The 20,304-nt window shown below is 68.0% G+C and carries 18 protein-coding genes and 1 riboswitch; of the genes, 10 read left to right on the top strand and 8 right to left on the bottom strand.

The window, feature by feature from the left end; translation table 11 throughout:
• Positions 1-3 precede the first annotated feature (3 nt).
• Positions 4-429 carry an Lrp/AsnC family transcriptional regulator gene (locus tag DDF67_RS21770; RefSeq protein WP_109454885.1) on the top strand — a complete coding sequence of 142 codons (426 nt, stop codon included), beginning with the start codon at positions 4-6 and terminating at the stop codon, positions 427-429.
• 14 nt (positions 430-443) lie between these two features.
• Here DDF67_RS21770 and DDF67_RS21765 read toward each other — a convergent pair whose 3' ends face one another.
• Entirely contained in the window at positions 444-1,043 is a 600-nt protein-coding gene (locus DDF67_RS21765) for an FMN-binding negative transcriptional regulator (protein ID WP_158278095.1), read from the bottom strand.
• Entirely contained in the window at positions 1,040-2,260 is a 1,221-nt protein-coding gene (locus DDF67_RS21760; protein ID WP_158278094.1) for a CaiB/BaiF CoA transferase family protein, read from the bottom strand. Before DDF67_RS21760 ends, DDF67_RS21765 begins: the two co-directional genes overlap by 4 nt.
• 255 nt (positions 2,261-2,515) lie before the next feature.
• Here DDF67_RS21760 and DDF67_RS21755 point away from each other — a divergent pair, with 255 nt between their 5' ends.
• From DDF67_RS21755 to DDF67_RS21720, 8 genes are all read left to right on the top strand, one after another.
• A complete protein-coding gene (locus DDF67_RS21755) occupies positions 2,516-3,424 on the top strand; it encodes a LysR family transcriptional regulator (protein ID WP_109454882.1) in 909 nt (302 codons plus the stop codon).
• 17 nt (positions 3,425-3,441) lie between these two features.
• Complete coding sequence (locus DDF67_RS25845; RefSeq protein WP_269845472.1) at positions 3,442-3,675, top strand: aldo/keto reductase; 234 nt, start codon at positions 3,442-3,444, stop codon at positions 3,673-3,675.
• 192 nt (positions 3,676-3,867) lie between these two features.
• Positions 3,868-4,464 (top strand): biliverdin-producing heme oxygenase, encoded by a 597-nt coding sequence (locus DDF67_RS21745; RefSeq protein WP_109454881.1) that lies wholly within the window; start codon positions 3,868-3,870, stop codon positions 4,462-4,464.
• Positions 4,448-4,858, top strand: a complete 411-nt coding sequence (locus tag DDF67_RS21740; RefSeq protein WP_109454880.1) for a YbaN family protein — start codon at positions 4,448-4,450, stop codon at positions 4,856-4,858. The genes DDF67_RS21745 and DDF67_RS21740 overlap by 17 nt, the downstream gene beginning before the upstream one ends.
• Positions 4,855-5,616 carry a TonB family protein gene (locus DDF67_RS21735; RefSeq protein WP_109454879.1) on the top strand — a complete coding sequence of 254 codons (762 nt, stop codon included), beginning with the start codon at positions 4,855-4,857 and terminating at the stop codon, positions 5,614-5,616. The genes DDF67_RS21740 and DDF67_RS21735 overlap by 4 nt, the downstream gene beginning before the upstream one ends.
• A gap of 127 nt (positions 5,617-5,743) precedes the next feature.
• On the top strand, positions 5,744-6,211 hold the full coding sequence (locus DDF67_RS21730; RefSeq protein WP_199229311.1) for an RNA polymerase sigma factor: 468 nt from the start codon (positions 5,744-5,746) through the stop codon (positions 6,209-6,211).
• Between the two features lie 80 nt (positions 6,212-6,291).
• Entirely contained in the window at positions 6,292-7,239 is a 948-nt protein-coding gene (locus tag DDF67_RS21725; protein WP_109454877.1) for a FecR family protein, read from the top strand.
• A 102-nt stretch (positions 7,240-7,341) separates the two neighbouring features.
• Positions 7,342-10,812, top strand: a complete 3,471-nt coding sequence (locus tag DDF67_RS21720; RefSeq protein ID WP_109454876.1) for a TonB-dependent receptor domain-containing protein — start codon at positions 7,342-7,344, stop codon at positions 10,810-10,812.
• A 118-nt stretch (positions 10,813-10,930) separates the two neighbouring features.
• Here the strand turns inward: DDF67_RS21720 and DDF67_RS21715 are convergent, their stop codons facing one another.
• From DDF67_RS21715 to DDF67_RS21700, 4 genes are read right to left on the bottom strand one after another with little or no spacing between them, the layout of a single operon-like run.
• Positions 10,931-11,134 carry a hypothetical protein gene (locus DDF67_RS21715; protein WP_109454875.1) on the bottom strand — a complete coding sequence of 68 codons (204 nt, stop codon included), beginning with the start codon at positions 11,132-11,134 and terminating at the stop codon, positions 10,931-10,933.
• A 35-nt stretch (positions 11,135-11,169) separates the two neighbouring features.
• Positions 11,170-11,658, bottom strand: coding sequence for a flavin reductase family protein (locus DDF67_RS21710; RefSeq protein WP_199229310.1), 489 nt, complete (start codon positions 11,656-11,658; stop codon positions 11,170-11,172).
• A 38-nt stretch (positions 11,659-11,696) separates the two neighbouring features.
• A complete protein-coding gene (locus tag DDF67_RS21705; protein ID WP_233247733.1) occupies positions 11,697-12,713 on the bottom strand; it encodes a methionine synthase in 1,017 nt (338 codons plus the stop codon).
• 40 nt (positions 12,714-12,753) lie between these two features.
• On the bottom strand, positions 12,754-13,740 hold the full coding sequence (locus DDF67_RS21700; RefSeq protein WP_109455055.1) for a DUF1852 domain-containing protein: 987 nt from the start codon (positions 13,738-13,740) through the stop codon (positions 12,754-12,756).
• A gap of 126 nt (positions 13,741-13,866) precedes the next feature.
• A riboswitch (cobalamin riboswitch) is annotated at positions 13,867-14,089 on the bottom strand.
• A gap of 366 nt (positions 14,090-14,455) precedes the next feature.
• Between DDF67_RS21700 and DDF67_RS21695 the strand changes: the two genes are divergently transcribed.
• A complete protein-coding gene (locus DDF67_RS21695) occupies positions 14,456-14,866 on the top strand; it encodes a (R)-mandelonitrile lyase (RefSeq protein ID WP_109454872.1) in 411 nt (136 codons plus the stop codon).
• Between the two features lie 57 nt (positions 14,867-14,923).
• On the opposite strand, the gene DDF67_RS21690 is transcribed toward DDF67_RS21695, so the two are convergent.
• Both DDF67_RS21690 and DDF67_RS21685 read right to left on the bottom strand, forming a co-directional pair.
• Positions 14,924-17,530, bottom strand: a complete 2,607-nt coding sequence (locus DDF67_RS21690; RefSeq protein WP_109454871.1) for a M14 family zinc carboxypeptidase — start codon at positions 17,528-17,530, stop codon at positions 14,924-14,926.
• 24 nt (positions 17,531-17,554) lie between these two features.
• Positions 17,555-20,188: a TonB-dependent receptor plug domain-containing protein gene (locus tag DDF67_RS21685; RefSeq protein WP_109454870.1), complete on the bottom strand. Its 2,634-nt coding sequence runs from the start codon at positions 20,186-20,188 to the stop codon at positions 17,555-17,557.
• Between the last annotated feature and the right edge of the window lie 116 nt (positions 20,189-20,304).

Raw genomic sequence — 20,304 nt, 5'->3', positions numbered from 1 at the left:
CGCATGCATATATTTGACCCCCTCGACAAGCGCCTGGTGGCCCTGCTGCGTGAGGACGGACGCGCGCCCGTGTCCCGGCTGGCGACCCAGCTGGGCGTGTCGCGTCAGACGGTGGAGAGCCGCCTGGGGCGGCTGATCGACAGCGGCGCGGTGCTGGGCTTCACCGTACGGGTGCGCCAGGACCTGGACCCCGGCGAGGTGCGGGCGGTGATGCTGATCGAGGTGGTGGGCAAGTCGACAACGGCGGCGATCCGCAGCCTGCGGGGCCTGCCCGAGCTGCACTCGCTGCACACCACCAACGGGGCCTGGGACCTGGTGGCCGAGATTCGCGCGGCCAGCCTTGCCGACTTCGACCGGGTGCTGCGCGACGTACGCGAGATCCCCGGCATTCAGAACAGCGAGACCAGTCTGTTGCTAAGCAGCGTCTAGGCGATGGCAGGGCCTCAGCGGCCCGGATTGAACCGCGTCATCCAGTCGGCCAGATCGCCTTGGCCCAGGCCAGCCATGATGTCGGCATAGACGTCGTCGCGCTCGTCCTGCCCCAGCTTGAAGCGGCCGTCGACACGTTCGACCTGCGCCCGAAAGGCGACGACACCGCGGCCCAGGCGCCCGTAGCGTTCGCCCATCTCGGTGGGCGACCAGGCGTTGGGGCGGCCCTCCTCCATCGCGTCAGACAGACGCTCCAGAGCCTCCTCGACGGAGGCCGCGCCAAAGCGCACGTGTGCGGCGATGCGCAGAACCGCATAGTTCCAGGTGGGCGCCTGGGTGCGGTCGGCCATCCAGGACGGCGAGACGTAGCCGTGCGCCCCCATGAACAGCAGCAGCGCCCGGCCGTCGGCCTCGAGATCGGCGACCTGCGGGTTGGAGCGCGCCAGGTGGCCGGTCAGCGTGACCAGCATGCCGTCGGCGTCGAGGTCGGCCAGCAGCGGCGCCGGCGTGGCCCGAAAGCCCGATGCGCCATGCGTAACGATCCAGGCCAGCGGATTGGCGGCGATGAGGTCGGCGACGTCCTGGTTGGTCCAGGTTTCAAAGGGTCTGGTCACGAGGCGGACGATCCGGTCTTGGCAAGCAGCGCAACGGCGCCGTCGTGGATGACGCCGCGCGCGGCCAAGCCGTCGATCTGGCGTTGGTCATAGCCGCAGGCGGCCAGGATCTCGCGGGTGTCGGCGCCCAAGGACGGCGCGGCGCGGTCGGGAACCCGCTCGACGCCCTCGAACACCACCGGCTGCGGCAACGCGCGGGTCACGTCCGGCGGATAGTCGCCCGACGGCGTGAAAAAGCCGATGTCGGCCAGGTGCGGGTCGTCGATCAGGTCCTGCATCGAACGCACCGGCGAACACGGGATGTCGAGCCTGGTCAGGGTCTCGACCCAGTCCCTGGTGCTGCGCGTCGCCAGTATGCCCGAAAGCTCGCCATAGAGAGCGCCAATCCGGCGGTTTCGCTCGACAGGGTCGGCGAACCATGGGGCCTCGAGAATGTCGCTCCGGCCGGCTTCGGCGAAAAAGCGGGTCCACTGAGGCTGGGTGTAGGGCAGCACCGCCAGCCAGCCGTCCAGCGTTCGGTATGGGCGACGGTCGCGGGCGAACAGCCGCTTGTAGCCCATGCCCTCGCCGGTCTCTCCGAAGGTGGCGCCGGCCAGATGCTCGTTGAGCAGGAACGAGGTCACGGCCTCGAACATCGGCGCCTCTATGCGCATCGCCTCGCGACGGCCGCCGGCGCGGGCGACCAGGGCCGCCAGCACGCCGTAGACCGTGTAGAGCGCCCCCACCTTGTCGGCGAGATTTGTCGGCACGAACTGCGGGTCGTGGCCGAAGTTGGTGGACAGCCCCGCCAGGCCGCTGGCCGCCTGGATGATGTCGTCGAAGGCCGGCAGGTCGCGATAGCGACCGCCCTGCCCGAAGCCGATCGCCGAGCAGTGGATGATCGCCGGATTGAGCGCGCGAGCGGCCTCGAAACCAAGACCTAGCCGCTCGATCGCATCGACGCGCATGTTGTGCAGCAGCACGTCGCATTCTTCGACCAAGCGTTGGGCGATGGCCTGGCCCTCGGCGCTCTTGAGGTCGACGGCGATGACCTTCTTGTTGCGGTTGTTGTTGAGGAACATGGCCCCGCCGCCGGCCCCGACGGGCGCGGCGGTGCGGGCGATGTCGCCGCCCAGGGGCTCGATCTTGATCACCTCCGCGCCCAGGTCGGCCAGAATCTGGCCGGCGAAGGGTCCCATCACCACTGCGCTGAGTTCGACGACCCGGATACCGCTCAACAAGGGTGTCATTACGCGTCCCGATGACCAGAAGACCCGCCATGCCCAGGTGGAGCGGCGGCATGCATCCTCTATGCGGTCCGTGTCGCGAGGCCTTCAATGTCGCCCTGATTATCTATCGATGCGCCTCGCGCATGCCGTTCCGCGCTGTGTACGGAAGAAGCGACGACGGCCGGCCACGAGGCCTGGACACCGCGCTTTCGGCGCCGATAGGGTCCGCGCCGCAAAGCCCCCCGGGGCCGACTGGACCTTCCCATGCGTATCCGCCTGACCCTTCCCCAGATCGAAGCCTTCCTGAAGCTTACCGAGCTCGGCAGCTTTCGCGACGCGGCCACGGCGCTGGGCGTCTCCCAGCCGGCCTTCAGCCGCACCATCCAGCTGATCGAGGGGCGGATCGGCGCGCGCCTGTTCGACCGCGACACCCGCAACGTCACCCTTACCGCCGCCGGCGAGCACCTGCGCCCGCTGGCCGAGCGGCTGCTGAAGACCTACGATGAGGCCTTCGACGAGCTGGACCAGTTCATTGGCGGCCGTCAGGGCCGGGTGCGCATCGCCGCCCTGCCCTCCGTCGCCGCGGCCGTCCTGCCGGCCGCGATCAAGGAGTTCCAGTCAAAGCATCCCGAGGTGCAGATCGATATCTGGGAAGACGTATCGGGACCCGTGCATCGCGCAGTAGCCGCCGGCGAGGCCGATATCGGCCTGGCTACGCCGCCGCCCGCCCAGAGCGACCTGCGCTATCGGGCCCTGATGCCCGACGAACTTGTGCTGGTCTGCCGGCACGACGACCCGCTGACCGCCGGCGAGGTCTATCCCTGGTCGGTGCTGGCTGACCGGCCGTTCATCGGCATGAGCGCCGACAGCAGCCTGCATGGTCTGATCGACGCGGCCTTCAAGGAGGCGGACCTGGCCATCAAGCCGCTGTTCAACTGCAAGCAGCCGACTACGATCGGCAGCCTGGTGGCCGAGGGGCTGGGCCTTTCGGTTCTGCCGCGCCTGACCCTGGCCCAGATCGCCTCGCCGGCCCTGACCTGGCGACGGCTGGAAACGCCGACGATCGCACGCTCGATCGGCATGATCACCCACGCAGCCCATTCGCCCTCGCCAGCCGGCCTGTTGTTCAGCAAGGCGATCGAGCGCGCGGTCAGGCGCTCGCAGGCGGCCTAAGGTCTAGACTCAATTACATCGATCCTGAGACCGGCCAGCGCAGGCCGGACCTCAACAGCCGGCCCGAGCACATCAAGGTGGCGGTCGAAGGCATGCTCAAGCGCCTGCGCACCGACCGGATCGACCTCATCTACCAGCACCGCGTCGATCCTCAGGTCCCCATCAAGGACGTCGCCGAAGCCCTGGATGGGCAAAGCGTGACCTGGTTGAGCCCGGTGACGGACGCCGAATATCGCGCTCCCTCCCGGTAAGAGCCCAGTTCCCAACGACCGATCGCGTCCGATGCCGCCAACACATGACGGCGGCGAAGTTGCGAGCTGGCGCGCGACCAGCAGATTTCTGATTGGGAAAGTCCCTTCCGGATTCGTCATATCCATGAAGGCGCGAATGCGAGGCGATCGCCGATCTCTCTCAGCCCCCTCGCAACGATCCGGAAGGCCCCCATGAACGCACACGTCTCGATCCACGACCCGTCCCGCGCCAAGCGGCTCAAGGCCCGCACCAACACCACCCACGAGCAGCTCGACAGCCGCATCATGTCGCTGGAGCCGTTCCGAGACCGTGTTCGCTACAGCAAGTTCCTGAAGGCGCAGTGGGGCTTCCATCGCGAAATCGACGCGCTCTACACGCACCCGGACCTGGTCGCCCTGGCGCCCGATCTGCCGGAGCGCCGCCGGCTGGACCTGATCGCCAGGGACATCCAGGACCTGGGCCAGCCAGCGCCGGGCGCCGACCAGCCCCCGGTCTTCGGCCGGGGGCCCGTCGACGCCGCAGAGGCCTTCGGCTGGCTATACGTCGCCGAGGGATCCAACCTCGGCGCGGCCTTCCTGCTGAAGGCGGCCGCAGGACTGGACCTGGACGAAACCTTCGGCGCCCGTCACCTGGCGCCTCACCCCGAGGGCCGCGGCCGTCACTGGCGCAGCTTCGTGGCGGCGCTCGACGGCCTGCCGTTCGGCGACGTCGAGGAAACCCGCGCCGTAGACGGCGCCGTCGCCGCGTTCCGCCGGGTGCGGGGACTGGTCGATGACGCCTTCGCCTGATCCGCAGCCCAAGCGTACCCGCCTGTATCGCTGGACCTGGCTGGTCATGGGCCTGGCTTGCGTCGCGCTGGGCTTTATCGGCGCGGTCGTGCCGCTGATGCCGACCACGGTGTTCCTGATCATGGCCGCCGCCTGCTTCGCCAAGTCCTCGCCAAGACTCGAGGCCTGGCTGCTGGACCACCCGCGGTTTGGCCCGACGCTGCGGGCCTGGCGGCGCGACCGGGCCATTCCGCCGGCGGCCAAGCTGATGGCCTGCGTCGGCATGGCGCTGGGGCTGGCCATCTTCTGGTGGAGCGCCCATCCGAAGTGGCCGCTGTTGCTGATGGTGACGACGATCATCGGCCTGTGCGCGGCCTATGTGGTCTCGCGTCCGTCGCGGGGCGCGCAGGGGTGAAGCCTATCACCCTGCTTCAGGACGAGACGGCGCCGCCCTGGCCTGCGCCGGTCGCGGCGCCCTCGCCGCTGTCGACAGCCTTGCCGCGGCGCGGCTCGCGCACGGCCGCGGGCCTGGCGATCTCGGTCGGCCTGCACGCCGCGCTGGTGGGCGCGCTGCTGTTCGGCGGCTTCCATCCCGATTTCGTCGCACCGCCGCCGGCCGCGCCGATGGTGGTGGAACTGGAAACGGCCTCGCCGCCGGTCCCGCAACGCGAGGTTCCGCCCGGTCCCGAGCAGGTCGAGCGCCAGGCCGCCCACCCCACGCCGCCGGATCCGCCGCCGGTCAAGCCCGCGCCGAGCGCGCCCGAGCCGGTGTTCTTCACCCCGCCGCGTCCCAGCGCGCCGACCGATCCCGGCCCGGCCGCGCCCGAGACTACGGCGCCGCCGGTGCTGGCCGCCCTCGTCGCGCCGCGCGCAGCCAGCAACGCGGTCGCCACATGGGAGGGTCAGGTCCTGGCCGCGCTGGAGAAGAAGCGGCGCTATCCGCCCGCCGCGCAATTGCGCCGCCAGCAGGGCGTCGCCCACGTGCGCTTCCGCATGGATCGCGGCGGCAAGGTGCTGTGGGCGCGCCTGGAACGCTCATCCGGCTTCACCGAACTCGACCGGGCAGCCGTGGAGACCCCCAAGCGGGCCCAGCCCCTGCCCCCGATCCCCGTCGAGCGCCCCGACCAGGTGGAGCTGGTCGTGCCGGTGGAATTCTTCATTGGCGCGCCCTGAGCACGGTCGTGTCGCGAAGCCCGCTCGGCCAATATGTTGAGAACGATTCTCAATTGCTCTAACAAGACCGCCTTAGCGATTCACCCCGGTCATGCCTTCCCTCGCCCAATCCCTCACGGCGCTGCTCGTGTCCGAGCACGCAGCCCTGCTGCGACGCACGACGCGCATCGTCGGCAGCCTGACGGCCGCCGAGGACGTGGTGCAGAGGCTGTGGCTGAAGGTGCAGCAGATCGAGGACGCGGCCGTGCGCAACCCGCGCGCCTACCTCTTCCGGCTGGCTTCCAATCTGGCGATCGATCATCGCCGCGCGGAGGCGGCCCGGCAGCGCATCCAGGCCAGGGCCGAGACCTATCTCTGGGGGCCGATCGGGGCCGCCTCGGCCGAGGCCAGCGTCATCGACCGCCAGGCGCTGGCGCGGGTTCTCGACGCGCTGGAAGTCCTGCCCGATCCGGGCCGGACCATGTTCCGGCTCAACCGTTTCGAGGACAAGCGGATCGTCGACATCGCCGCGCTCTACGGCGTTTCGACCACCACCGTCGAAAACCACCTACGCCGGGTACTGGCCCAATTGCGGATTGCGCGGGAAACCAGCTGAGAAAACATCGTCGCCGGCTTGGGGCGACGCCGGCCACAAACGTCTAAGACGAGAGTTCACTTCTGGAACGAGAACCATCCATGGCCGGCGGCGCGACGCCTCCCTCCAGCCCGATCGAGTGGTCCGAGTACTGGATCGTGCGCCTGGCCTCCGGCTCGATGAGCGCCGAGGAGATGGCGCGCTTCGAGGCCTGGCTGTCCGCCGACGCCACGAACCGGGCAGCGTTCGAGAGCGCGCGCGCCCTGTGGCGGAGCCTGGAGGATCGGGGCGGCAAGGTCGTGGCCCTTCGCAGACGTCAGTTCCGCCCGCTGGTCCGCTCGCCCGCCGCCTGGGCCGGCGCCGTCGCCGCCTGCCTGGCCGTGGCTGTCGTCGGCCCCCAGGTCGCCCCTCGCCTGCTGGCCACCGACGCCACCTCGGCCGGCGAGGTGCGCGCTCTCGCCCTGCCGGACGGCACTCGCGCAATGCTGGACACCGGCAGCGCCGTCGCGGTGCGTTACGACGGCGGCCAGAGACGTGTCGACCTTCTGCGCGGACGCATCTGGGTGCAGGTCGAGCATGACGATCCTCGGCCATTCCGCGTGGCGACCGCCAACGGAGTGGTCGAGGATATCGGCACCGCCTTCGAGGTCGCCCGCGACGGCCGCGCCGCCGAGGTCGCTGTGACCGAAGGCGCGGTCCGGGTCGAGACCAAGGATAACCGCCACGGATTGGTTCTGCACCGCCGGCAACGCGCCCGCTACGGCGCAGACGGTGATATCCGTCGTCTTGGCGACGCCGACGAAGAGGTCATCGCCGTATGGCGGCGCGGCTACATCGTGGTCGAGGACGCCCCCCTGGGCGACGCGGTCAGGTCGGTGGCCCGCTATCGCTCGGCTCCCGTATGGGTGCAGCCCGGCCAGGCGGCCAGCACGCCGGTCAGCGGCATCTTCCTGACCGAAGCGCCCGACGACGCCCTGAAGGTGCTGGCCGACGTGGCCGGCCTGCGGCTGATCCGGTTGCCGGGCGGGACCATCATCCTGGCGAAATAATTCGCGCCTTGCCGTTGGGTCAGGTGCGGCGGCGAACGTCAAAGCGACAGAATGCGAATGCGGTGCAATCGCAGAATTCTCGTCCTACCGCCCGGAGTCTCCATGTTCCCTCGTTTCTCGCCCCGTCCGCTGCGGGCCTGCCTGCTCGCCACGGCGTCGATCCTGATGGCCGCGCCCGCCGGCGCCGCCCTGGCCCAGGTCTCTTCGGCGCAGCGCCAGGGAACGATCGAGTTCGACATCGCCGCCCAGCCGCTGCGCCGCGGCCTGCAGCGCTTCGCCGAGCAGTCGCGCATCCAGGTCGGTTATGCCGAGGGCGTGCGCGCCGACGCGCGCGGCTCGGCGGTCAAGGGCGTCCATACCCCTGCCCAGGCGCTCAGCCAGCTGCTGGCCGGCACAGGCCTGGACTACCGCTTCACCTCGCCGACCACGGTGATTATCGACAAGGCCCCCGACGCGGCCGGTGCGGTGCAATTGGGCGCCCTGCGGGTGGAGGGCGGTAGCGGCCCGGCCGGCGACAACGGCGCCGGCGGCGGCGCGCAGGGCTCGGGCGCAGCGGGCGACGGCGCGGCCAGCGACGCGGTGCTGGAAGCCGCCGCCTATCGCGGCGCGGGGACCTCGGCATACATCTCGCACGACAAGATCGAGCGCTTTCGCGGCTCGTCCACCGGCGACTTCCTGAGCGGCGTGCCCGGCGTGCTGAACGCAGAGAACCGCAACTCCGGCGCGCTCGACGTCAACATCCGCGGCATGCAGGGCCAGGGCCGCGTGCCGGTGGTGATCGACGGCGCGATGCAGGAATCGACAGTCTATCGCGGCTATGCCGGCATGGCCGGGCGCACCTATCTCGACCCGGCCCTGATCGGCGGCGTGGTGATCGAGAAGGGCCCAACGGCGGCGGCTGACGGCACGGGCGCGACGGGCGGCCTGCTGCGCGCCCGCACGCTGAGCGCCGGCGACATCGTCGCGCCGGGCGGCTCCTGGGGCTTTGTCGTGCGCGGCGGGCTGAGCGGCAACAACGGCAAGCCGCCGCAACGCGCCACGGTCGGCGGCTCAGAGCCCGCCGTCCGCAAGTTCGATCGTCCAGACACCCTGGCCTTCAACGGCCGCAACGCCTCGATCGCCGGCGCCTATCGCACCGAGCGCTTCGACCTCGTCGCCGCCTACGCCACGCGCAAGAACGGCAACTACTATTCCGGCTCGCAGGGCCTCTCGCCCGACGCCTGGAAAGGCGGCGCCAACCGCTTCGGCTACGAAGAGCAGATCATCAACACCTCGCAGGACAACACGTCCTATCTGCTGCGCGGGGTGTTCCGGCCCAACGCCGCGCACACGCTGGACGTCTCGTACATGCGCTACGAGACCCTGTTCGGCGAGATGAAGCCCTCGCAGCTGATGTACGGCGACACGCCCTACCAGACGACCTCGGACGTGAAGGTCGACACCTACACCGCCCGCTACCGCTACAAGCCGGAAGGCAACCTCGTCGACTTCCGCGCCGACCTCTGGGCCTCGCGCGTCGACAGCTTCGTGATCGATCCGATACGCTTCAACTTCGGCGGCACGATCGACAATTCCGACAAGTTCGCCGACACCCTGTCGAACCGGCATGGCCTGACCGTGTCGAACACCTCGCGTTTCTCCGGCCAGGCCGGCGTCCTCGCCGTGGCCTATGGCGCGGCTTACGACCACGAAAAGTTCGGCAAGTCCAAGGACTGGGACGAACTGAACGCCCGCTACCCCGGCGCGGCCTGGGACACCACGCTCGACGGCTGGCGCCGCCAATACAGCGCCTTCGTCAGCGCCGAGTACAAGCCCGCGCCCTGGGCGACGTTCACGGCCGCCACGCGCTACGTCGAAACCGTCGTCCAGGACCACAAGACCGGAACCAGCTGGGTGCAGGGCGGCCTGCAAAACCGCGACAAGGCGTCAGGTTTCGCGCCCATCTTCTCGGTTGTGATCGAACCGGTCGCCGGCCTGCAGACCTACGCCCGCTACGCCGAGGCCTTCCGCGCGCCCAGCCCGTTCGAGGGAACCGAAGGCTTCTCGGGCTCGACCAATCCCTACAGCAGCCTGCGCCCCGAGCACGCCCACAACACCGAGGTCGGCGTGAACTACCAGCGGCTGGGCCTGTTCACCGAAGACGACCTGCTGCAGGTCAAGGCCGGCTGGTTCCGCAACGACGTCACCGACTACATCACCCTGGGCAGCGAGACCCTCACCGCCCCGAACGGCAACTACACCGACATCCTGGTGCGCACGAACATCCCGCGGGTCACCACCCAGGGCGTGGAGCTGTCGGCGCGCTACGACATGGGCCTGGCCTATGTCGAGCTGGCCGGAACCGAATACACCGAGGTCACCAGCTGCTATCGCCAGACGCCGACCCAGAACGTGCGCTGCTATGACGGCATGCCACAGACCAGCCAGTCCTGGTTCGTCAACCACGTGCCGCCCAAGCGCACCTTCTCGGCAACGGCCGGGACGCGGCTGATGGACGAGAACCTGCAGTTGGGCGCGCGCTATGTGAAGGTCGAGCGCCAGCCGGCCTACGAGACCGTCGACCTGTTCGGCAGCTACCGCTTCAGCGACAAGGCGACCTTCACCTTCACCGTCGACAACGTGCTGGACCGCTACTACGTCGACGCCCTGACGCTGGGCGAAGGCGCGGGCATCCTGCCGGCCCCGGGCCGGACGGTGCGCATCGGCCTCGTCAGCCGCTTCGGCGACGGCGAGCGACCGGCCTCCTCCTCGGCCCTCGACCGCGTGAGGGGCTATGCGGCCGGCGCCCTGGTCCAACCGCCGATCCAGGAGTTCGACGGCGACTGGAGCGGCCTTTACGCCGGCGCCGACTGGGGTTGGAAGTTCATGCGCGCCAAGGGCGGTACGAAGACCGGCGACGGCTCGGCCAGCGCCGTCGCCGCCACCGAACGCACCGATCGCCAAGTCGAGACGCCGTTGGCCGGACTGCACGTCGGCTACAACCATCAGCTTCCGTCGGGTCTGGTGGTCGGCGTCGAGATCGAGGGCGAGGTCACGCGCGGGCGGGGCAAGAAAGGCTTCGTCGCCACCGAACTGGACACCGGCCGCTATGACCGCAGCGATATCCTGCAGGCCGAATACGCCTTTCGCTACGACGGCGGCGCCTCGGCCCGCCTGCGCGTCGGCCAGGCGGTCGGCCGGGCGCTGTACTACGGCACGGGCGGCGTGACGGTGACCCGCGAGGAGCAGACCCGGACCCAGTTCCGCTCGACCTCGGCCAGCGCAGCCTATCCGTTCGGCTTCACCACCCGCCCCTACTTCACGGAAAAGGCCGACAGGACCCGCGCGGGCCTTCTGCTGGGCGGCGGCGCGGAACTGGCCTTCAGCAACCGCGTCTCGCTGCGCGGCGAGTATCTGTACGGCTACTATCCTGACACGACATTCCGCTTCGACCGCGCAAGTCAGAACGTCAACCGCAGCTACGCCAGCAGCGGCGTGACCAGGCCCGGCGGGGTCGACGTCGCCGTCGGCCGCGACGCCAAGAACAAGCTGGAGACCCACAGCCTGCGCATCGGGCTGAACTACAGCTTCTGACCCGATAGACAGACGGGGCGGATCCTGCTCCGCCCCGTCATGTTCGCCATCAACGGACGTGCAGAAGACTTCGGAGGCCGCGTGCATCAGGACCTGACGCCATCAACTGGCCGCTGCCTCATGTCGTGGCTTGCGCGCCGGGACGCCTGTCCTCGATGACGAAACGGGCCAGGCTAGTCGTCGCCGCGTTCAGGTCGGCCTGGTCGGAAACCGCCCTCAGGTCGATCTCCAGGCGGTCGCGCCGCACGTCCAGCAGCAGGTAGCCCGACTGCTCGATACCGGCGAACCTCAGATGGCGGGCAAGGACATGGCGACCGCCCATGTCAGCATCCGGCGACAGTTATGTGAAATCCGCGCCTAGCCGATGGGAACCAGCGTGTGGAAATCGCTTGAGTGGAAGACCAACGGCATGACCCCGTCGGCAACCGCGGCTTTGTGAAGACGGAAGAGGACGATTTCGTGATCGCCGGCGGCGATCTCGGTCTCGACCGAACATTCCAGCCAGGCCGTCGCGTTCGCCAGGAACAGGGCGCCGTCGGCTGTCACTTCGTAGTCAAGGCCTGAGAAGCGGTTTTCGGACCTCTGAGCCAGCTGGCGCGCCGCTGCGGCGTGGCCGTCGCCGAGGAACGAGATGCCGATCCGCCCTCGCGCTCGCAATTGTCGCCACGTCGCCGAGCCCTGCTTGATGCACACCGACACCAGCGCCGGCTGGAGCGAGATGGCCACGAAGGCGCTCGCGGTCATGCCGATGGGCTTGCCCTCGTCCATCCCGCACAAGGCGGTGACGCCGGTCGGGAACCGGCCGAAGACGCGGCGCAGGTCAGCATCTTCGCTGATGTCGCTCAAACTGTTCATGCGCATAAATCCTCGACCGGCTCCGGACGTCAGGCCCCGAGTTCCTTGCGGACGATCTGCGCGCCGGCGCCCAGAGCGTTCAGCTTGCCTCTCGCCACATGACGCGCCAGAGGCGCCATGCCGCAGTTGGTGGACGGATAGAGCTTGTCGGCGTCAACGAACTGAAGCGCGCGACGCAGGGTCTCGGCGACCTCTTCCGGCGTTTCGACGGTGTCGCTGGCCACATCGATGGCCCCGACCATCACCTTCTTGCCGCGGATGAGTTCGATCAGATCCATCGGAACGCGCGAGTGATGGCACTCCAGCGAGATGATATCGATCTTGGACTTCTGCAGGTTGGGGAAGGTCTCTTCGTAGTGACGCCACTCCGAGCCGAGCGTCTTTTTCCAATCGGTATTGGCCTTGATGCCGTACCCGTAGCAGATGTGGACGGCCGTCTCGCACTTCAGGCCCTCGGCCGCCCTCTCCAGAGTGGCGACGCCCCAGTCGTTGGCTTCATCGAAGAAGACATTGAACGCCGGTTCGTCGAACTGGATGATGTCGACGCCGGCCGCCTCCAGCTCCCTGGCTTCCTCGTTGAGGATCCTGGCGAACTCCCAGGCCAGCTTTTCACGGCTCTGATAGTGGGCGTCGTACAGCGTATCGATCATCGTCATGGGCCCCGGCAGCGTCCACTTGATCGGCTGATCGGTCTGCTGCCGCAGGTACTTGGCGTCTTCGACGAAGACTGGCTTGGGGCGCGAGACGCCGCCGACAACCGTCGGTACGCTGGCGTCGTAGCGATTGCGGATCCTGACGGTCTGGCGCTTCTGGAAATCGACGCCGTCGAGATGCTCGATGAACGTCGTGACGAAATGCTGGCGCGTCTGCTCGCCGTCGCCGACGATGTCGATGCCGGCCCGCCGCTGGTCGTCGACGGCCAGGCGCAGGGCGTCCTGCTTGCCGGCGACCAGTTGCTCATTCTGCAGTTTCCAGGGCGACCAAAGCGTCTCGGGCTCGGCCAGCCAGGAGGGCTTGGGCAGGCTGCCGGCGGTCGACGTGGGCAACAGGGTATTCATGATGGATGACCTTGTGACTTTGAACTGATCAGGCGGAGAAGCTGGCGGACCATTGCGCGAGCACGGCCTGGTAGGGCTTGATGAAGCGCTCTTGCGCGAACTTCCCCTGCTCGACGGCCAGCCGGCTGCGCTCTTCGCGGTCGTAGACGATGCGGGTCAGGGAATAGTCCTGGTGCTTCAGACTCGGCCTGTAGCGTTCCGCAGCAACGGAATTGGCATTGTAGATTTCAGGGCGGTAGATCTTCTGGAAGGTCTCCATCGTGCTGATGGTGCTGATCAGCTCAATGTTGGTGTAGTCGCCCAGCAAGTCGCCGATGTGGTAAAAGGCGAAGGGCGCGACGCTATCGCGGGGCATGAAGTAGCGAACCTTCATGCCCATCTTGGCGAAATACTCATCTGTGGAAGAGAACTCGTTGTTCTCATACTCTATGCCCAGGATGGGGTGCTCGTTTCCCGTCCGGTAGTAGGTCTTGTTGCTCGATACGCTAAGGCAGATGACCGGCGGCTTCCTGAAGCGTTCCTTGTAGGCGCTCGACCCCAGGAAGGACTTGAACAGGTTTCCGTGCAGGTCGCCAAACCCCTCCGGCGCGGCGGCGCCCGGGTGGGCCTTGAGGTGCTCCAGCAGCACCACGCTGAAATCGTAGTCGCGGACGTAGGACGAGAAATTGTTTCCGATGATCCCATCGATGCGCTCGCCCGTCTTCCTGTCGAGAATGCTGGTCTGAAGGATCTCGATCAGCGGAAACGCGTCGATCTTGCCTTCCACGCCGATATTCATCTCGACCGAGACGATGGTGAGCTCGACGCCGTAGCGCTCCCCTTCGGGGTTGTCCCAATGCGCCAGGGCGTTGAAGCGGTTGTCGATCATCCGCAGGGTGTTGCGCAGGTTCTCCTCACGGCTCTCCCCCCGCGCCAGGTTGGCGAAGTTGGTCGTGATGCGCGTATTGTCGGCGGGACAATAGTCCTCGTCGAAGGCGGTGCTCTTCAGGGTGAATGTGAAACCGCTATTTGTCATGGCCAACACCTGCTTTGCCGGGCGGTGGAGCCAAAGGAAGAGCGCGCAAGGGCATGGACAGGCCCGGTTGGCCTAAGCCGCGGACCTTGCATCAAGCGCGATCCACCGGAGGAACCCCCGTCCGAGGAACGTTATCGCGCCGAAGGCAGGTCTCCTGGCTTACGGGTCATCGCGACGGATCCGGCCTTCCCGAGCCTCGTGCAAGGCTCAGTGACACAAAATGGATCCGCCACTCGCCGCTTACAGTTGCGGGGGCAGCGCCGGACTCTGCCCAAGAGGACACCACCGGCTTCCCGTCTTAGCCCCGCCGTCATGCCTGAGGCGGGGAACCTCGACATGTTGTTTCAACACCATCAGGAGGCCGCCGTCAAGCATCATATAAAGATATCTTTATATGATTTTCGCTGACATCCCACGAGATGGAGTTCCGACTGGCCGCCGGACGACGCTGGGTCGCGGGCTGGCGAGACGCCCCCGCTGGCCGTCGGACGGACCCGGCGACCGATGAGCCAGGCTCAACGACCCATGCCAGGATGGACGGCTAATCGCCGGCGGCCCCAATCGTTAGGCTCGGGACTTCGTTCAACCGCTCGAAAAGCCGCCGATGCCGAACCGACGAACCCTATCGGCCCTGGGACTGAGCACCTTCTGCTGGGGCCTTCTGCAGGGTTCCGGCGTCGCGGCGTCCGCAGGTCGGACCGCCAGGGAGAAGACCATGATCCTCAAGCGCGCGGGCTCACAGCCCTCCCAGAGAGGCCCAGCCGACTGGTTCACCGGTCAGGTGCGCCTCGATCCGTTGCATACCGCCGAGGCCCCGGCACGAGTCTCGGCCGCCAGCGTCACCTTCGAGCCGGGCGCGCGGACGGCCTGGCACACCCACCCGCTGGGCCAGATCCTGGTGGTTACGGCGGGCTGCGGCTGGACCCAGTGCGAGGGCGAGGAAATCGTCGAGATCCGCGCCGGCGACGTCGTCGTCTGCCCGCCCGGACACCGGCATTGGCACGGCGCCACGCCGACCACGTCGATGACCCACATCGCCATTCAGGAATCGCTGAACGGCTCGCCCGTGACCTGGATGGAGAAGGTCACCGACGCGCAATACCTGGCCGGCCCGCCCAAGGCCTGAAGAGACGCGGCGGACCTTGGCGGGGCATGGCGACAGCCGCCCCGCCAAGGCCATCCTTCATCGAACCGACGGCGTCAGCTGATTGGCGAAGAAGAGGCTGTTGATCAGCAGCCGCTCGGTTCCCAGCCAGTACTTGCGGTGGGCCGGGTCGTCGGCGAACAGCACCACATTGCCCTCGCCCGAACGCGCGACCTGCGCCCAGACGGACCCCGCCGCCTGCTTGCGCAAGCCTTCGGGCAGGTAGCCGTTGACCACCGGCTGGGCGTCGATCCGCACCACGTTCGAGAAGGCGTCCGCCACCGGCGACAAGGCGACGTCGGTCTCCTTGTTGACGAACAGCGCTCGCCTGGCCAGGCCAAAGGCCAGCGGATGGGTGATGTCGGCGTCGGCTGACAGGGCGTTGCCGGCGCTGCGCTTCTCGGCCAGGGCGTCGCGGCGCTGGGCGAAGTCCTGCCGCTCCTCGGCCTTGGCGACTTCGGGCTCGGCGGCCTTGGGCGCAGGACCGGCCAGGCCCTTGGCCACGGCCCACCTGGACGCCGCGCCGAAGGTCACCAGCGAGCCGCCCGCCTGCACCCAGCGGCGCAGGGCCGCGACCGTGTCCTCGCTCCAGTCGTCGTAGCGACCGCCGGCCAGCACGATGCTGCTGTAGCCCCCCAGCGGCGCGCGACGCAGTTGGGCCGGATCGAGCTTGGTGGCCGGAAAGCCCAGGCGTTCGCTGAGCGAGAACCAGGTCGAGCCGATCTCGGTGGCGTTGACGCCCTCCCCCATCACCAGCGCGATCCTGGGCGTGCGCACAGGGCGCACGCTCTCGCTGCCCAGATCCACGCCCGACAGGCTGTGGCCCGAGGCCAGGACGTAGGCCACGACGCCGGCGTCGCGCGAGGCCTTGTCGACCGCCGCGCGCAGTTCGGCCACGGTCAGCGACTGGCCGGCCGCGGTCACCACCAGAGTTCCGCGGCCGAACGCCGCCTGGCCGCCCTGCACGCCGGCGGTGAACGGGTCGAACGCCGCACGCACCTTCACGCCCCGCTGCAGCAGGCTGGACAGCACCCTGGGCGCGTTGAGGTCGCGCCAGTCGACGGCATAGGCATAGGCCGTCTCGGGCCCGACCACGCCTCCCGCCGCCGCCGGAACCTCCGTCACCGCCGCGCCGAGCGCGGGCGCCTTGGACAGGCGGCCGACACCCAGGTTGTAGGCCGGCGCTATGGCGTAGGAGGTGCTGCCATAGACACCGCCCCTGGTCGGCGGCGTCGGCTCGAAGATCGAATGGACGAGGCGGAACTGCGGCTGGGCCGACGGCACGATCCAGGCGCTGCCCGGCGCGTAGGTCACGCCGTCAATACTAACCGGCGCGGCGAGGGCGTAGACCTCGATCCCGTGCTGGAGCAGCAGGTCGAGGGTCTGGCGGGACAGGCCCGGATCGGCCGGATCGCCGAATACGAAGGCCGCGTACTTGTAGCGCCGCCCCTCCTCCACCGCCGTGCGGAAGGTGTCGCGTTGCAGCTTGAACAGCCCCTCGCGCTCAGCCACCCCGCCGCGTACCGATGCCAGGCCCGTGGCCACCTGGTTGCGGATCGTGAACGGGAACTCGACCTTGCCGCCGGGAGCGTCCTGCACCAGGCCGCGAGAGCTGGCTTGCTCGACCGTCACCCCGACCCCGCCGTGAAAGTCAGGATAGGTCGAGCCATAGACGGCCGAGAAATTGTCGTAGTTCTCGCCGGTGTAGTAGAGCGAGCCCAGGTCATCGAGCGACTTGGCATGGTATTTGGCCAGCACCTTGTTGAACTCGTACGAGGCCTTGGGCAGCAGCGGGCTTTCCATGCTGGCCGGCGACGGCTCGAAATAGTAGGTGCTGCCCGTCCCCATCTCATGGAAGTCGATCTGCACGTTGGGCAGCCAGCGATGGAAGACCTTCAGCTTGGCCCGCGTCTCGGCCTGGGTGATGGCCAGCCAGTCGCGGTTGAGGTCGGTGAAGTAGTGGTTGGTGCGTCCCATCGGAAACGCCTCAACATGCTCCTTATCGAGCGGGTCAGAGACCGGCGGGTTGCTCTTCCAGGCGTTGTGCCAGTTGGCGGCGCGGTCCCGGCCATCGGGGTTCTGGACCGGATCGATCAGGATCACGGCCTTGTCGAGCCACTCGTTCACCTCGGCCGAACGACCGGCGACCAGGTAGTAGGCCGTCAGCAGCGCGGCCTCGCCGCTGGAAGTCTCGTTGCCGTGGACGCCGTAATAGAGGCCGACCACCACCGGCGTCTTGGCGGGGTCAGGCTGCGGCGCGGACGGATCGGCCAGCGCGGCGTGGGCCTGACGCAGCTCTTCCAGGCGTCCCTGGTTGGCCGTCGAGGTGACGATCACCGCCAGCAGCGGACGCCCCTCGTAGGTGCGCCCTGTCTCCTGCACCGTGATCCGGTCAGAGAGCCGGTCGAGTTCCTTCAGATAGGCCACGACCTGATCGTGGCGCGTGTACTGCGAACCGATCGAATAGCCGAGGAAGGTCTCCGGCGTCGGGATCGCAGGGTCGAGGTCAGCCGAGGCGGCCTGTGGAAAATAGTAGCCGATCGGAGCGGCCAGGGCCGCGGGCGCCGCGACAAGGCCGGCGCCGGCCACGGCGGCGGCGAAGAGCGCCGCAGGGGCGGCGCTCCGGATCCAGGATTTGATGGACATGATTTCTACTCGGTCGGAGGACGCTTACAGGCGGTAGTCGAAGCCGACTTGGAAATAGCGGCCGCGCAGGTCGTACTGGCTGAAGTCGTACGGCGCACGGATGCCGGGGAAGTTGGCGTCGTGCGGCGGCGCCTCGTCGAAGACGTTCTCGACCTTGGCGTAGATCGTCACCTTCTCGAAGCCCGACCAGCCGACATAGAGGTCGACCTGGTCGTAGGCGCCGACGCGGCTCTGGCCGGCGACGGCCGGGATCAGGTCGTAGCCGCTGGTGTGGTACCAGGTCAGGTTGGCGTCGAGGTCGGAGATCCTCCAGCCCAGGCGCGTGGTGGCCTTGTCGGCCGGCAGCACCGCGCCGCGGTTGTTGCCTGCGTAGTTGACCAGCGCGCCGCCCGGGGTCACTGGCCGGCGATAGTCGAAGACGTGGGTGTAGGCGGTGGAGACGGTGAAGTCGCCATAGGCCTCGGTGCTCAGCTTCTGGCCCAGCTCGATGTCGAGGCCCGAGGTCGTGAGCTCGGTGAGGTTCTGATAGCGGTTGTAGACCGCCACCAGCTTGCCGCGGGAATCCCGGATCACGTCGACCGGGTTGTTGCCCTGCACGATCGAGGTGGTGTTGCCAGTGCCTACCAGGTTGCTGAGCTTGATCTTGTACCAGTCGATGCTGATCAGGCTGCCGCGCAACGGGGTGAACACCGCGCCGACATTGAACGAGCGCGTGCGCTCGGGATCAAGGTCAGTGTTGCCGACGGTGAAGAAGGTCGGGCTCTGGCGCGAACCGGGCAGGTCCGGATCGTAGGGGTCGACCACCGTGCCATAGGAGATGTTGGTCGATGCCGAGTTCTCCGACAGCGACGGCGCCCGGAAACCGCGCGAGGCCGAGGCCCGCAGGGTCACCGTGTCGTTCGGACGCCAGCGCACGCCAGCCTTGGGCGAGAAGGCGCTTCCGAAGTCGCTGTAGTGGTCGCCACGGCCGGCGACCTGCAGCTCCAGGGTCGACAGGATCGGGATGTTTGCCTCGACATAACCGGCGACCACCTCGCGCTCGCCATCGACGGCGGCGATGGCCGGACGGATCTGCAGGCCCGCATCGATCTGCCAGGGATTACGCGAGACCAGGGACTCGTTGCGGTACTCGACGCCCGCCGCGTAGCCGATCGGGCCGGCCGGCAGTTCGAACAGCTCGCCCGAGATCTTGAAGTCGGCGCCGTAAAGCTCCGACTTGGCCGGACGCACGGTGCTGAGGCGGATGGCGTCCAGCACGGCCTTGGGGGTGTCCTCCGGCTGGTGCAGGTTCAGCGTGCCGTTGGCCAGGGCGTCGGCCAGGGCCCATCGGTTGGCGAAGCCGGCCGCGACCGTCTCGCGCTCGTCGCTGGCCGAAGCGAAGGCCGCGAACTCCCAGTCGAACCGCTTGTTCTTGCCGCGCACGCCGCCGAGCACGCGATAGGCCTTGGAGACATTGGTCTTCAGCGACTGACCCAGGTCGAAGAAGGTGTATTCGATCGGCGTGGCCACGCCGTAGGGGTTGTAGGGGTTGTTCGCCGGCAGGAGGTTGGAGACCGGCTCGGCCAGGCCCGTCGTGGCGTTCAGCGCGAAGCGGCCGCCTTCCAGCGTGAAGTACGGGCTGGAGCCGAAGATCGAGGCGCCCTTGATGTAGCTGTAGACCGCCTCGCCGAAGAGCTCGACGTTGTCGCTCACGCGGTACGTGCCGCTGACATAGCCCTGGTAGCGGTCGGTCGACGGGATCAGCGTCGTGTAGGGCGACAGGTTGATGGCGCAGGTCTCGCCGGGCAGGCCGTCGATCGGCGCGCTGGCGGTGCGGACCATGCCGGTGGGGCAGTTGCCGGCCGCGTCGAGGAATGGAACCGACGTGCCGTTCACCAGGAAGCGGGCGCCCTTGGCGCTCCAGCCGTTCCAGCGACCGCCCGGCTGGCCAGTGTAGACGCCCGACCTGGTCAGGTCGCGCTCGTCCTGGTCTAGGCGATCGCGGGTGTAGGCCTCGACGCTGAACAGCACGTTGAAGCGGTCCTCGTCGAGATCGCCGAAGCCGCCGACCAGCTTGCCGCGCCAGGTGTCCAGACCGCCCTCGCTCGACGTGCCGTAGGTGGCGCCGCCTTCGAGGCCCTGGAAGTTCTGGCGGGTGATGATGTTGACCACGCCGGCCACGGCGTCGGAGCCGTAGATGGCCGAGGCGCCGTCCTTCAGCACCTCCATGCGCTGCACGGCCACAAGCGGCAGGGCGTTCAGGTTGACGAAGGTGTCCGACAGACCGTTGGACGGGAAGCCGTAGTTGGCGACGCGGCGGCCGTTCAGCAGCACCAGGGTGTTCTTCTGCGACAGGCCGCGCAGGCCGATGCCGGCCGAGCCCGAGGCCCAGCCGCTGTTGCTGGTCTCGTTGGTCGAGTTGCCGGTGTTGGCCGAGATCGAGCGCAGCAGGTCGGCGACCGTCACCTTGCCCGAGGTCTTGACCTCCTCGAGGCCGATCACCTGCACCGGATTGAAGCCCTTGGCCGAAGCGCCGCGGATGTTGGTGCCGGTGACGACCAGCTCGTCGACCGCTGTCGAGGAGGCCTCGGCGGGCGCGTTGGCCGCCTGGGCCTGGACGAGGGTCGGGATAGCGGCGGAAGCGAAGAGCGCGGCGAGCGCGAGCGTCGACTTGGACATGAACGGTAAGCCCCAGAAACAAACAGTGGGGCCGCCTTAAGCCCGGCCGCGGCGCTTATCGCTCCAGTTTTTCTATCGCCGGAGTAAGGTTCAATTCGCCGGAAGCGCCCGAAACA

It is taken from the genome of Caulobacter endophyticus (assembly GCF_003116815.1).
GTDB classification, from domain to species: Bacteria; Pseudomonadota; Alphaproteobacteria; order Caulobacterales; family Caulobacteraceae; genus Caulobacter; species Caulobacter endophyticus.
The sequence above is the reverse complement of the archived record's forward strand: the minus strand, read 5'-3'. Positions and strand labels throughout refer to the sequence as shown.

Coding starts and splice junctions, on each gene's coding strand:
- DDF67_RS21770 (WP_109454885.1), top strand. CDS start 4: ATGCATATATTTGACCCCCTCGACAAGCGCCTGGTGGCCCTGCTGCGT.
- DDF67_RS21755 (WP_109454882.1), top strand. CDS start 2,516: ATGCGTATCCGCCTGACCCTTCCCCAGATCGAAGCCTTCCTGAAGCTT.
- DDF67_RS21745 (WP_109454881.1), top strand. CDS start 3,868: ATGAACGCACACGTCTCGATCCACGACCCGTCCCGCGCCAAGCGGCTC.
- DDF67_RS21740 (WP_109454880.1), top strand. CDS start 4,448: ATGACGCCTTCGCCTGATCCGCAGCCCAAGCGTACCCGCCTGTATCGC.
- DDF67_RS21725 (WP_109454877.1), top strand. CDS start 6,292: ATGGCCGGCGGCGCGACGCCTCCCTCCAGCCCGATCGAGTGGTCCGAG.
- DDF67_RS21720 (WP_109454876.1), top strand. CDS start 7,342: ATGTTCCCTCGTTTCTCGCCCCGTCCGCTGCGGGCCTGCCTGCTCGCC.
- DDF67_RS21715 (WP_109454875.1), bottom strand. CDS start 11,134: ATGGGCGGTCGCCATGTCCTTGCCCGCCATCTGAGGTTCGCCGGTATC.
- DDF67_RS21700 (WP_109455055.1), bottom strand. CDS start 13,740: ATGACAAATAGCGGTTTCACATTCACCCTGAAGAGCACCGCCTTCGAC.
- DDF67_RS21695 (WP_109454872.1), top strand. CDS start 14,456: ATGATCCTCAAGCGCGCGGGCTCACAGCCCTCCCAGAGAGGCCCAGCC.
- DDF67_RS21690 (WP_109454871.1), bottom strand. CDS start 17,530: ATGTCCATCAAATCCTGGATCCGGAGCGCCGCCCCTGCGGCGCTCTTC.
- DDF67_RS21685 (WP_109454870.1), bottom strand. CDS start 20,188: ATGTCCAAGTCGACGCTCGCGCTCGCCGCGCTCTTCGCTTCCGCCGCT.